8 protein-coding genes are annotated in these 13039 nt (G+C 73.1%); 6 read left to right on the forward strand and 2 right to left on the reverse strand.

The annotated features are described in order from the left end of the window. Positions 1-2 precede the first annotated feature (2 nt). Together ACFY3I_RS28330 and ACFY3I_RS28335 are read left to right on the forward strand one after the other, a co-directional pair. On the forward strand, positions 3-2714 hold the full coding sequence (locus ACFY3I_RS28330; RefSeq protein ID WP_390863710.1) for a protein kinase: 2712 nt from the start codon (positions 3-5) through the stop codon (positions 2712-2714). Positions 2715-2892: 178 nt separating this feature from the next. Further along, positions 2893-4602, forward strand: a complete 1710-nt coding sequence (locus ACFY3I_RS28335; protein WP_390863712.1) for a serine/threonine-protein kinase — start codon at positions 2893-2895, stop codon at positions 4600-4602. A gap of 16 nt (positions 4603-4618) precedes the next feature. Here ACFY3I_RS28335 and ACFY3I_RS28340 read toward each other — a convergent pair whose 3' ends face one another. Continuing rightward, positions 4619-5095 carry a hypothetical protein gene (locus tag ACFY3I_RS28340; RefSeq protein WP_390863714.1) on the reverse strand — a complete coding sequence of 159 codons (477 nt, stop codon included), beginning with the start codon at positions 5093-5095 and terminating at the stop codon, positions 4619-4621. Between the two features lie 159 nt (positions 5096-5254). Between ACFY3I_RS28340 and ACFY3I_RS28345 the strand changes: the two genes are divergently transcribed. The 4 genes from ACFY3I_RS28345 to ACFY3I_RS28360 all read left to right on the forward strand — a co-directional run bounded on the left by ACFY3I_RS28345 (position 5255) and on the right by ACFY3I_RS28360 (position 11655). After that, positions 5255-6859: a serine/threonine-protein kinase gene (locus tag ACFY3I_RS28345; RefSeq protein ID WP_390863716.1), complete on the forward strand. Its 1605-nt coding sequence runs from the start codon at positions 5255-5257 to the stop codon at positions 6857-6859. 211 nt (positions 6860-7070) lie between these two features. Next, positions 7071-8033: a serine/threonine-protein kinase gene (locus ACFY3I_RS28350; RefSeq protein ID WP_390863718.1), complete on the forward strand. Its 963-nt coding sequence runs from the start codon at positions 7071-7073 to the stop codon at positions 8031-8033. Positions 8034-8168: 135 nt separating this feature from the next. Further along, complete coding sequence (locus ACFY3I_RS28355) at positions 8169-9794, forward strand: succinic semialdehyde dehydrogenase (protein ID WP_365283835.1); 1626 nt, start codon at positions 8169-8171, stop codon at positions 9792-9794. 85 nt (positions 9795-9879) lie between these two features. Next, the gene (locus tag ACFY3I_RS28360; RefSeq protein WP_390863720.1) at positions 9880-11655 is read left to right on the forward strand and encodes a GMC family oxidoreductase N-terminal domain-containing protein; all 1776 of its coding nucleotides are present in this window, start codon (positions 9880-9882) and stop codon (positions 11653-11655) included. 239 nt (positions 11656-11894) lie between these two features. Here ACFY3I_RS28360 and ACFY3I_RS28365 read toward each other — a convergent pair whose 3' ends face one another. After that, positions 11895-12920, reverse strand: coding sequence for an LAETG motif-containing sortase-dependent surface protein (locus ACFY3I_RS28365; RefSeq protein WP_390863722.1), 1026 nt, complete (start codon positions 12918-12920; stop codon positions 11895-11897). Positions 12921-13039 lie beyond the last annotated feature (119 nt).

Consider the following 13039-nt stretch of genomic DNA (forward strand, 5'->3'; position numbering starts at 1 on the left):
ACGTGGACGACTACGCGGGTCGGGTACTCGCCGACCGCTACCGCCTGCCCCTGCCCCCCTCCGACGAGTACGAACACACCGAGACCCGCGCCTTCGACACCTACAGCGGGCAGGAGGTGTACGTCCGGCAGGTGCCGCTGCCCGAGGTCGTCGAGGCGGAGGTGCTCGACGCGGAGGGGCTGCCCGACGGGTTCACCGCCCGTGACCGCGGCGCGCGTCGGGTCCCGTCGGCCCGCAGTGCGACACGCCGGCCGAGCGACCCCGCGGTGCGCCGCGCCGTGGAGGCCGCGCAGGCGGCCGCCCGGATACCCGACCACCCCCGGCTCGACCAGGTCTTCGACGTGTTCGCGGAGGGCGGTTCGCTCTGGATCGTCAGCGAGTTCGTGGCCGCGCGGTCGCTGGCGGCCATGCTCGCCGAGCGGCCGCTGACGCCGTACCGGGCGGCCGAGGTCGCCTCCGACGTGCTGATGGCGCTCCGGGTGCTGCACGCGCACGGCTGGGTGCACCGCAACATCACCGCCCGCACGGTCCTGGTCTGCGACGACGGCCGGGTGATGCTGACCGGTCTCGCGGTCGGGGCGGCGGAGGAGGCGCTGTGCGGGTACGACCCGGTGCCGGCGCCGGAGGGGGACGGCGTCCCGGAGGCCGACGGCCGTCGGCGCGTCGCTGAGACGGAAGGTTCCGCCGCGCCCGGCGGTCCGGCCGGCCCCGGAGGCGCCGCCGCGCCGGCCGGCGGGGGCATCGGAAGCATCGGTGGTGCGGCGGGTGGTACGACCGGCGCGCAGCGCGCGCCCGGCGTACCGGAGACGGACCCCGAAGCCGCCCGGCGTGCCGCCATCCAGGCCCGAGCCGCGGGCGGGTTGCCGGCGGCCGGACCGGAGGAGGGCCCGGGCGGTGCCGGCACGGGCGCCGTGGAGCGACGGGCGCTGGAGACCGGAGCGGACGTCCGGGCCGCGAGGGCCGGGGCGATCGCCGCGTACCGGGCGGGGGCCAGGGCCGCGGCCCGGGTCCAGGAGGGGCAGCAGACCGGCCGCGCCGCGCTCCCCGGCGCCCGCCCCCCGGCCGACGGGGACACCGGCACGCCCGTACCGCCGCCGGCACCGTCGTCGTACGGCCCGGCACAGGCCAACGGCGCCGCGCAGGCGCCGCACGCTCCCGGACACGCCAACGGGGCCGCCCAGCAGCCGCCGTACCCGCACGGGCAGGGGCAGCTGGAGGTGGAGTCCTCCGGGGGCGGGCGGCGGGGCGCCGGCAGTGTGCCGCCCGGACAGATCGCCGACCCGTACGGGGTGAGCGGCGCGCCCTCGCCCTGGCACGGGGCGGTGCCCCGCCCCGGGGCGCCCGCCGCGGAGCGCACCGCGCTTCCGGCGGTCGGCCCCGGCACCGGCCTGCCGCGGCCGGTGGTGCCCGCGCAGACACCTCGTTGGGGCGAGCCGGGTGCGGCCGTGACGGCACGGCGCGGACCGGCCACCGCACTGGCCGCCGAGCGGGCCCGGCAGGTGCGGATGACCGTGGTCGGGCCGGTGACCGAGCGCTGGGCGCCGGAACAGGCCGGGCCCGTGCACGAGAACTGGCAGCTGGCGGCCCCCATCGGCCCGGCCACCGACCTCTGGGCGCTCGGCGCGCTGCTGTTCCGGGCGGTGCAGGGACACGCGCCGTATCCGGAGGAGTCGACGGCCGAGCTGGTGCAGCTGGTGTGCTCGGAGCCGCCCGCCTTCGCCGAGGAGTGCGGTTCGCTGCGGCCCGTCGTGGAGTCGTTGCTGCGCCAGGACCCCACCGAGCGGCTGGACTTCGAGGAACTGCGCGGCTGGCTTCGTTCGCTGGTGCGTTCCGCGCCCGAACCGGACGCCGGCGCACACGTCGTCTCCGCCCCGCCCGCCGCCGACCCGGCCCGGCTGCCGATCGTCCGCCGTCGCGGGCAACTGGTGCGCTGGCGCCGGGCCGGGCTCCCGGCGACCAGCCCGCACGGCCGGCACAAGCGGGCCCGCCAGGAGGCCGGGTCGCCACGCCGGCTGGGCCGGACACTGCTTCTGCTGGTGCTGCTCCTGCTGGCCGCCGTCATCGCGTACGCGATGCTGTTCCTGCCGAAGAAGGGGGACGCGGACAACGGCGCCGCGTCGAACGGCGACCGGACGGGCACGGCCGGAGAGGTCAGCGGTGCGCCGAGTCCGAGCCCGACCCCCAGGCAGACCCCGTCGCGGACGGCGCCCCCGTCCACCGAGACGCAGACCACCGCCGGTTCGACGGGCGGCGCCACGACCGCGCACGGCTTCACCCTGCGCGACGACCCGGACGGCTTCCAGGTCGCCGTCGCCCAGGGCTGGAGCCGTACGCCTCGCAACGGCAGCGGCCAGGTTGTCTACTCGCACGGGAGGTTCGAGCTGATCGTGGTCGCCGGACGGGACACCTCCGCGACCTACGGCTCCGACCCGATGGCGTACCAGCGGGACAAGGAACGGGAGTTGCAGCCGTATCGGGACTCCAGCTGGGCCACGGCGGGTGGGCTGCGGACCATCACGGTGGGGCAGCGGGTGTCGGCCGAGGGGCAGTTCACCTGGACGGACAGCGGGCAGGGCGACCTGTTCGTGCGGAACATGGTCTTCCTGATCGACGGGCGATACCACATCGTGCAGGTCCGCGGCCCGGAGTCGGAACGGGACGAGGTCACGCGGCTGTACGAGCAGGCGTCGTCGACGTACGAGTACACGCGCTGAGCGTCAACGTCGTCGCGGGCCCGACGGTTCCCGATCCGATGGGCGGATTCTGTTCACTTTCCGTGCGGAAGGCGAAAACCGTCACAGTGCTGTCTCCGTGGGACCCCGGCGGTTCCATGACCGTCGGGGGGTCCTTAGTCTGACCCTGACAAGACCATTGCGGGGCAACGTGAATCAGATGCAGGGCCTGCTCATCGCGGGCCGCTACCGGCTGGCCGAGATCATCGGCAGCGGCGGCATGGGCCGGGTGTGGCGAGCCCATGACGAAGTGCTGCACCGAGCCGTCGCCATCAAGGAGCTGACGGCCGCGCTCTACGTCTCCGAGAGCGACCAGGCCGTTCTTCTGGCCCGCACCCGGGCCGAGGCACGGGCCGCGGCGCGTATCAACCACTCCGCCGTCGTCACCGTCCACGACGTCCTCGAACACGACGGCCGGCCGTGGATCGTCATGGAGCTGGTCGAGGGCCACTCACTGGCGGACGCGGTCAAGGAGCAGGGGCGCATCGAGCCGCGGGAGGCCGCGCGGATCGGGCTGTGGGTCCTGCGCGCGCTGCGCGCCGCGCACGGCGCCGGCGTGCTGCACCGGGACATCAAGCCCGGCAACGTGCTGCTCGGCCGGGACGGCCGGGTCCTCCTGACCGACTTCGGCATCGCGCAGATCGAGGGCGACACCACGATCACCCGTACCGGGGAGGTCGTCGGATCCGTCGACTACCTCGCGCCGGAGCGCGTGCGCGGGCACGATCCCGGACCGTCCTCCGACCTGTGGGCGCTGGGCGCGACGCTGTACACCGCGGTGGAGGGCCGTTCGCCGTTCCGCCGCACCTCACCGCTGACCACCATGCAGGCGGTCGTCGAGGACGAGGCCACCGAACCGCGCAACGCGGGCCCGCTGGAGCCGGTCATCACCGCGCTGCTGCGCAAGGAACCCGACCAGCGGCCCGGCCCCGAGGAGACCGAGCAGATGCTCGCCGAGGCGGCGGAGGGCCGACGGCCGAGCGGGGCACAGGCGTACGTGCCGACGCGGTCACAGGTCACCGAGGTGTCCCGGCCGGACCCCGGCCTGCCGTACCAGGGCTCGTACGACAGCTCGCGGGACTCGGCGTCGTACGGCACCCCGTACGGCGGCTCGCGGGGCGGGTCCTACGGCGGCCCGTACGAGGTCGGCTCCGCGAACCCGCCGACGGCCATCGCACCCCCCTCCGCCCCCGGCCGACCGGGCCGGCGCCGGCTGCGGACGCTCGCGCTGGTCGTCGCGACGGCCGCACTGCTCGGCGGCGGCGCGGCGGTCGCCCTGCAGAAGTGGGACTTCGGGCAGCAGCAGGACGACGGCGGGAGGGTGGTTCCCCCGGTCACGTCCAGCTCCTCCTCCCAGGGCGCGACCACGGGCCCGGAGGGCACGATTCCCGAGGGCTGGAAGAAGTACGACGACCCCGCGGGCTTCACGCTGTACCTGCCGGCGGGCTGGGAGCGCACGGTGTCCATCAAGAAGACGGACGGACTGGAGCAGATCGACTACTCGCCCGACGGAGGCACGCACCTCGTACGCGTCGCTGTCGACACCTCACCCGACTACACCAACGCGTACGACCACATGCGCAACCTCGAGAAGCGGCTCAAGGAGAGGCTGGTGGACTACACGACGGTGAGCCTGAAGAAGGACGCGTACCGCGATCTGCCGAGCTCCCGCTGGGAGTACACGTGGACCGCGCTGGCGAAGGACGCGAAGGTGCCGGGGTCGTACCGGGCCGTCGACGTCGGCTATTTCACCGGCGACGGAGTCGAGTACGCGATCTACACGGCCTCACCGGCCGCCGACTGGGCCTCCACCAGCAAGCAGTTCACCTCCGTCCTCCAGGGCTGGCGAGAGGGCGAAGTCAGGCCGTGAGGGCGCCAGGCGGCGCTCAGGCCCAGTCCGCGCAGGTGTGGCCGCCGACTATCTTGTCCCCTTCCCAGACCGCCACGTGCACGCCGACATAGCGGAGCCAATTGTCGGTGCTCGACGCGTGAGTGCTGAAGGTGAGAGTCGATCCGTTTCCGTCGTATTCGTGGTGCCAGGTCCAATCCTTCAGGTTCTCGCCGCCGTTGGAGGAGATGAGTTCGATGGCCACGTGGTGACCGTCGGCCGCGGTGTCCTTGACCCAACCGCTGATGTCCACGTAATTGTCCGACCAGTTGGTGAACGTGAGGCTCCCCGAGGCGCCGGACGTGGAGCACGACGCGCCGCCACTCGCCGCGCTGGCATCGGTCACCGTGGCCGTGGCGAATATGGCGGCCGCCGCGACAGCCGTGACGGAAAGGCGCTTCCATGTATTTACCATAAAGGCAAAATAAAGCTTCCATGATTCACTTGGTAGCGCTTTTCCGGTCGCCCGCTTCATCTTGCTCGGGGCTTATGTCCGGGCGGCTTGCCATGTCTTGTGTTCATTTCAAAACCTGATGTGGCCGAAAATGATCGCCTCTGATGGTTGAGGCGGCGGCGGCACACTTGGCCGGTCACCGTCCGGAACGGATCCGTCCGGCGGGGCATGATGGGGGTCATGGGGACCGACGGGGAAGCCGTTCGTCTGGTCGCGGGGCGTTATCGCCTGGAAGCGCGGCTCGGGCGGGGCGGAATGGGTGTCGTGTGGCGCGCCACCGATCAGTTGCTCGGCCGGCGGGTCGCCGTGAAGGAACTCACCGTCGACGACTCCCTCCCGGACGACGACGCCCGGCTGCGCCGCGACCGCACCCTGCGAGAGGCGCAGGCCGTCGCGCAGCTGCACCACCCGCACATCATCGTGGTGCACGACGTGGTCGAGGAGGGTGAACGGCCCTACATCGTCATGGAACTGGTCGTCGGGGGTTCGCTCGCCGACCTGATCTCGCGGAACGGCCCGGTGGACGCCGGGGAGGCGGCACGGATCGGGATCGCCCTGCTGAGCGCGTTGCGGACGGCGCACACGGCCGGGGTGCTGCACCGGGACATCAAGCCGGCGAACGTACTCGTCGAGACGGCCACCGGGCGTGTCGTCCTCACCGACTTCGGGATCGCCCAGGTCGCGGGCGCCACCACGCTCACCGAGACCGGCTCCTTCGTCGGATCGCCCGAGTACACCGCGCCCGAGCGGATGTCCGGCTCCCGGTCCGGCCCCGCCTCCGACCTGTGGTCGCTGGGCGTGCTGCTGTGCGCGGCCCTCAGCGGCGAGTCGCCGTTCCGGCGCGACTCGCTCGGCGGAATCCTGCACGCCGTGGTCTCCGACGAGATCCGGCCGCCCGCTCAGGCGGAGCCGCTGCTGCCGGTCGTACGCGGGCTGCTGGAGCGGGACCCCGAGCGGCGGCTGGGCGCGGCGGAGGCCGAGCGGATGCTGCGCGCGTTCCTGGAGACGGGGACCGTGGCGGCCGCCCGCGCGGCGGAGGGCGTCGGCGTCTCCGCCTACACGCCGACCCAGCGGGACGTGCCCCGGCCACCGGCCCCGGCGCCGGCCGGCCCGCCCCGGTCCTCGCCCCGCGGGCTGCTGGTCGCCGCGCTGCTGGTCGCGGCGATGGCCGGGGCCGGAGTGTCGGCGGCCGCGCTGCTGTTCCACGGTGGCGGAGGCGGCGGCACCCCGGCCCCCGGGAGCACGGCGACCGCCGCCACGGCACGCCCGACGGCCACCACCCCGTCCCCGTCGCCACCGTCGTCCCCCTCGCCGTCGCCATCGGCCGCCAACTCACGCTCTGTGCCGTCGGGTTACCGTCTCGCGCGGGACCCCGGCGGCTTCTCCCTGGCCGTACCGGAGGACTTCACCCGCGACCCGCAGGGCCAGCGCGTCTTCTACCTGTCGTCCGGGCAGGCGTTCCGGCTCGGCATCAAGGTCTCCGAGCCGCAGACCGGCGGTCCGGGGTCGGCGATGCGGCGGGCGGCGGCGGCAGGGCCGAGCACCAACCCCGGGTACCACGACGGCCGCGTCTCCGACACCACGCACTCCGGACACCCCGCCGCCTTCTGGGAGTTCACCTGGAACGGCTTCAGCGCGTCGGAGGGGCCCCGGCACACCTTCGACCTGTGCTGGGAGGAGGGCGGCCGGATGTACGACGTGTGGGTGTCGGCCCCGGTCGGGAAGGTGCGGGAGGCGCGGGAGTACTTCGACGTCGCGGTCGACACGTTCGCGGCGCGCCGGTGACCCGGGCGTTCGCCTCCGCCGCGACCCGCGGGGCACGCACCGTCGCCGGCGTCCTGGCACCGGACCCGGATCGCCCAACTCGCCGTCACGGACCGGACATCGGGCGGTGGAAGGTCCCCTCCGGGCCCTCCCGCTGGAAGGTGCCCGTGCCGTGCGGTCCGCTGACCGTGGCACTTCGACAAGGGCATGGTGCGCAAGGTACTCATGTGCCATGAGTGAAGACGGCGAACGGCCGGTCGGGGAACGTCTGATCGGCGGGCGCTACCGGCTCGCCGACCGCATCGGCTCGGGCCCGGCCGGCACCGTGTGGCGCGCCCGCGACGAGCAGGACGGGCGGCAGGTCGCCGTCAAGGAGCCGCGTCCGGCCGACGAGCCGGACGCCGAGGAGCGGCAGCGCGCCGCACACCGCCTGCTGCACGAGGCGCGGGCCGCCGCGCGCGTCGACCACCCGGCCGCCGTCACCATTCTCGACGTGCTCGAGGAGAACGAACTCCCCTGGGTCGTGATGGAGTTGGTGGAAGGGCCGTCACTCCGGGACGCCCTCGCCACCGGGGGGCCGCTGGCCCCGGCGGAGGCCGCCCGGATCGGCCTCGCGGTACTCGGCGCCCTGCACGCCGCCCACGGCGTCGGCATCGTGCACCGTGACCTCAAGCCGTCCAACGTCCTGCTGGAGACCGGGGGCGAGCGGGTCGTGCTCACCGACTTCGGCATCGGCGCGGGGCAGCAGGGGCAGCAGGGGCAGGGCGAGGGCGACACGGGACGCGACGGACGCGAGGGGCGCGAGGGGTACGAGGGGTACGAGGCCTCCGGTGGTTTCGTGGCGCCCGAGTGCGCCGCGGGGCGCGGTGCCGGTCCGGCCTCCGACCTGTGGTCGCTGGGCGCCCTGCTGCGGGCGGCCACCGCGGGGCGGCCCGGTCCCCTCGGCCCGCTCCTGGAGCGGCTCCTGGCCGCCGAGCCCGAGGCCCGGCCGGCCGCTCCGGAGGTGGCGGCGACCCTCGCCGAGGCCGCCGGAGTCCCGCTGCCGACATGGGTCACGCATCCCCAGGCGCCGACGCCGGCCGCGGCGCCCCCACCGCCGCCGCCCGCGCCGTCCGACACGGCTCCCGAACCCCGGCGGCTCACCCCGCTCGCCGCCCTCGGCCTGCTGCTCGCCAAAAAACCGGAACGCGGCTGACGGACCCTGACCGCCTCGTTCAACGCGCTGATCAGCACATTCCCTGCCAGTGATCACTGGCGTCATGTGTGCACTCGGTGAATCCCGGTTACCCACGGGTACCCAAAGGCTCCGCTCCCGAATACCCTGCGGCTCATGACGGACTCGCAGGCCCCGGCCCCCGCACCGGCCACCACCGGCACGAACCCGCTCGCCCCCGCCCCCGCAGGGGCCCGAACCGCCGCCGACGTGGTCACGCCAGAGCTGGTCGCGCAGCTCACCAAGGGCGTCGTCGGCTCCGGCCGTACGGCCAACCACACGCCCTTCACCGGCGAGAAGCTGGCCGACCTGCCCGAGTCCACCCCCGACGACGTGGCGAAGGCATTCGACGCGGCGCGTGCCGCCCAGGCCGTGTGGGCGAAGGTACCGGTACGGGAGCGCGCCGCCGTCCTGCTCCGCTTCCACGACCTGGTGCTGGCCCGGCAGGCGGAGGTCCTCGACCTCATCCAGCTGGAGACCGGCAAGGCCCGGCTGCACGCGCACGAGGAGGTGCAGGCCGTCGCCGTCGCCGCCCGCCACTACGGCCGCAAGGCCCCCTCCTACCTGCGGCCGAAGCGGCACGCCGGCGCCATGCCGACCCTCACCAAGGTCACCGAACTGCGCCACCCGCGGGGCGTGGTCGGCCAGATCGCCCCCTGGAACTACCCGCTGGAACTCTCCGTCGGCGACGCGCTGCCCGCCTTCGCCGCGGGCAACGCGGTCGTCATGAAGCCGGACACCGAGACCTGCCTGACCGCCCTGTGGGCCCGCGACATCCTCATCGAGGCCGGGCTGCCCGCCGGTGTCTTCCAGGTCGTGCTCGGCGAGGGTCCGGTCGTCGGCCCCGAGGTCGTACGGCACGCCGACTACGTCTCCTTCACCGGCTCCACCCGCACCGGACGCCAGGTCGCGCAGGGCGCGGCGGCCCGGCTGGTCGGCGTCTCCCTCGAACTCGGCGGCAAGAACGCCATGCTGGTGCTCGCCGACGCCGACATCGAGAAGGCGGCCGCCGGCGCGGTCCGCGCCTGCTTCTCCTCGGCCGGCCAGCTCTGCATCTCCATCGAGCGGCTGTACGTGCACGAGTCGATCGCCGACGCCTTCGTCGAACGGTTCGCGGCCCGCACCAGGGCCATGCGCCTCGGCAGGTCGCTCGCCTACGGCGCCGACATGGGGTCCCTGGTCGGCGAACGCCAGCTGGAGACGGTCACCCGCCACGTCGACGAGGCCGTCGAGAAGGGCGCGACCGTCGTCGCCGGCGGCACCGCGCGCCCCGACATCGGCCCCTACTTCTACGAGCCGACCATCCTCGACGGCGTCGAGGACGCGATGGCCGTCTGCACGGAGGAGACCTTCGGCCCGGTCGTCTCCCTCTACCGGTTCAAGACCGAGGAGGAGGCCATCGAGCACGCCAACGGCACGCCGTACGGCCTGAACTCCTCGGTCTGGACGAAGAACGGCGGCCACGGCCGCGAGGTCGCCGCCCGTCTGCGCACCGGCACGGTCAACGTCAACGAGGGCTACGCCCCGGCCTACGGCAGTGTCCAGTCCCCGATGGGCGGCATGAAGGACTCGGGCCTCGGCCGCCGGCACGGCTCGGAGGGCATCCTCAAGTACACGGAGGCGCAGACGGTCGCCCAGCAGCGCCTGCTCCCCATGGCCCCCTCCCTCGGCATGGACGACGAGAAGTACGCCCAGTTCATGAGCACCAGCCTGAAGGTGATGAAGGCACTGAGGCTGCGATAGCCGACCCGTCTTTTTTGGGGGCGCGGGGAACTGCGCGACCAGCCACCGACCACCCGCAGTGCACACTCAAAGGGGAGATGGCACGTTGTCTCAGGACACCTATGACTACGACGTCCTGGTCGTCGGCTCCGGCTTCGGCGGCTCCGTAAGCGCCCTTCGCCTCAGCGAGAAGGGCTACAAAGTCGGCGTCCTGGAAGCCGGCCGCCGCTTCACCCGCGACTCCCTCCCCAAGAACTCCTGGGACATCAGGAACTACCTCTGGGCCCCGCAGCTCGGCTGCTACGGCATCCAGCGCATCCATCTCCTCGGCAACGTCATGGTGCTGGCCGGCGCGGGCGTCGGCGGCGGCTCGCTCAACTACGCCAACACCCTCTACGTCCCGCCGAAGGCCTTCTTCGACGACCCCCAGTGGCGGGACATCACGGACTGGCAGGAGGAGCTGAAGCCGTACTACGACCAGGCGGAGCGCATGCTCGGCGTGCGGCTCAACCCGACGATGACCCCCTCCGACGTCCACCTGAAGGCGGCGGCGGAGAAACTCGGCGTCGGCGACACCTTCCACCTGGCCCCCGTCGGCGTCTTCTTCGGCGACGGCCGGGACGCCGGCGGGGAGGCCAAGGCCGCCCCCGGTGACCAGGTCGCCGACCCCTACTTCGGCGGCGCGGGCCCCGCCCGCAACGCCTGCACCGAGTGCGGCGAGTGCATGACCGGCTGCCGGCACGGTGCGAAGAACACCCTCAACGAGAACTACCTGCACCTCGCCGAGCGGGCGGGCGCGGTCGTGCACCCCATGACCACCGTCGTCTCCGTCACCGACGACTCCCGGGGCGGCTACGCGATCGCGACCCTGCCCACCGACGACAGGAAGGCGCAGGGCCGGACCTTCAAGGCCCGCCGGGTCGTCGTCGCGGCCGGCACCTACGGCACCCAGACCCTCCTGCACCGGATGAAGGCGGGCGGCCAACTGCCCTACCTCTCCGACCGGCTGGGCGATCTCACCCGTACCAACTCCGAGGCCCTGGTCGGCGCGCAGACCGACGACCGCCGCTACCGCAGGGCGCACGGCGCCCCGAAGGCCGACTTCACCAAGGGCGTCGCGATCACCTCGTCCATCCACCCGGACGAGAACACGCACATCGAACCCGTCCGCTACGGCAAGGGCTCCAACGCGATGGGCGGCATGTCCATCCTCCAGGTGCCGTACGCGGAAGGCTCCTCCCGTGTCCTCGGCTGGCTGGCGAACGCGGCCCGCCACCCGGTGCTGGTGCTGCGCTCGCTCTCCAACCGGCGGTGGTCGGAGCGGACCATCATCGGCCTGGTGATGCAGTCGCTGGACAACTCCCTGACGACGTACCTGAAACCGGACGGCGTCGGCAAGGGCCTGCTCACCGCCCGGCAGGGGCACGGCGCGCCCAACCCCAAGCAGATCAAGGCCGCTTCGGAGGCGGCCACCGTGCTGGCCGCCGAGATCAACGGCTTCGCCGGCAGCAACGTCGGCGAGCTGATGGGCACGCCGCTCACCGCGCACTTCCTCGGCGGCTGTCCGATCGGCGACTCGCGCGAGACCGGGGTCATCGACCCGTACCACCGGCTCTACGGCCACCCGGGCATCTCGGTCGTGGACGGCGCGGCCGTCTCCGCGAACCTGGGCGTGAACCCGTCCCTGACCATCACGGCGCAGGCGGAGCGTGCGATGTCCTACTGGCCCAACAAGGGCGAGGCGGATCCGCGGCCCCGGCAGGGCGAGGCGTACGAGCGGCTGCGGCCGGTCGAGCCGCACCGTCCCGCGGTCCCCGCGGACGCCTTCGGCGCGCTGCGCCTGCCGCTCCTCGGCATCCCGGCCGTCCCCCCGAAGAAGTGACCCGGGCGGCGCGTGTCCCGGAGTGATCCTGGCGGGGCGCGTCCGCGGTGATCCTGGGGGCGCGCGTCCGGCCGCGGTGATCCGGGCGGCGGGTGTCCTGGAGTGATCCAGGCGGCGCGCGTCCCGGAGTGGCCCGGATGCCGAAGAGGGACCTGTGCCCCCCTCCGAGCCCAGGTCCCTCTTCGTCCGGTGCGCGCGGCCGCCGCAGGGCGACGGTCCGCGCGACCTCGTTCACATGGCTACGCGGCCGCCCCGGACCTGCGGCGCCGCACCACGAACACCGCACCGGCACCGGCCACGACGGCGACCCCGCCGACCAGGCCGATGACCGGGAGGGCCGAGCTGGAGCCGGTCTCGGCGAGGTTGCCGGTCGGCAGGTCGGAGACCTCGCCCTGCGGCCGCTTCACGGAGTCCTTGCCGCCGTCGTCGCTCGGCTTGGCCGTACCCGGGTCCGGGTTCGAGGAGCCCGCCTTGAGGACGGTGAAGTCGTACTGGGCCCAGCCCTCGGCGATGCAGTCCTGGCCGTCGACCTTGTCGAGGTAGGCGCCGGAGCCGAAGGAGTAGGCGTCACCCGCGGGCGCCTTGGCGTCGATGGAGACCCGCAGGTCGACCGACTTGCTCGCGCCGGACTTGAGCTTCTCGACGTAGAAGAAGTAGTCGCCGGCCCAGTCGTCGCTGCCGATCCGGTCCCAGGAGCCGCTGTCGGGGTTCTTGAACTCCAGGTCGACGTACGGGCTGAGGAACTTCTCCTCGCTGAGCTCGTAGTTCTCGATCTCGGCGTAGAAGGCGACACCGTCGACGTCGGTCTTGGACTCGTTGGTCACGACCAGCTTGAAGCCGTGGAAGCCGTCACCCGCGACGATCTTGCCGGGCAGGCCCTTGATGTCGGCGGAGACCTTGGCGTTGCCGAAGTCCTCGTCGAGGTCGTCGCAGTAGGGGACGTCCGGGTCGGACGGGTCCTCGCTGGGCTCCGCCGACTCGGACGGCTCGGCCGAGGCGGACGCGCTGGCGCTGGCACTGGCGCTCGCGCTGTCACTGGGCGAGGCGGACGCCGGCGCGGACTCGGACGCGGAGGCGCTGTCGCTCGGCGCGGCGGAGTCCGACGCGGAGGCCGAGGGGGAGTCGCTCGGTATCTCGCTCGGCGCGCTCTCGGACGCGGACGCGGCAGGATCGTCGTCCGCGAAGGCGGCCGGTGCGGACAGCAGGGCGATGGGCGCGATGACAGCCGTGGCGGCTGCTGCGGCCATGGCGCGGCGAAGCTTCATGAGGACCCCCGTGATTCAGACGCGGCAGATGGATGTAACCGCTGGTTCCGCTGATGTGACCGGTGAATCCGATGAATGGTTGCCTCCACATTCACCAAATTCTTATGTGACGGTCGTCA

The organism is Streptomyces sp. NPDC001068 (genome assembly GCF_042897315.1).
GTDB lineage: Bacteria > Actinomycetota > Actinomycetes > Streptomycetales > Streptomycetaceae > Streptomyces.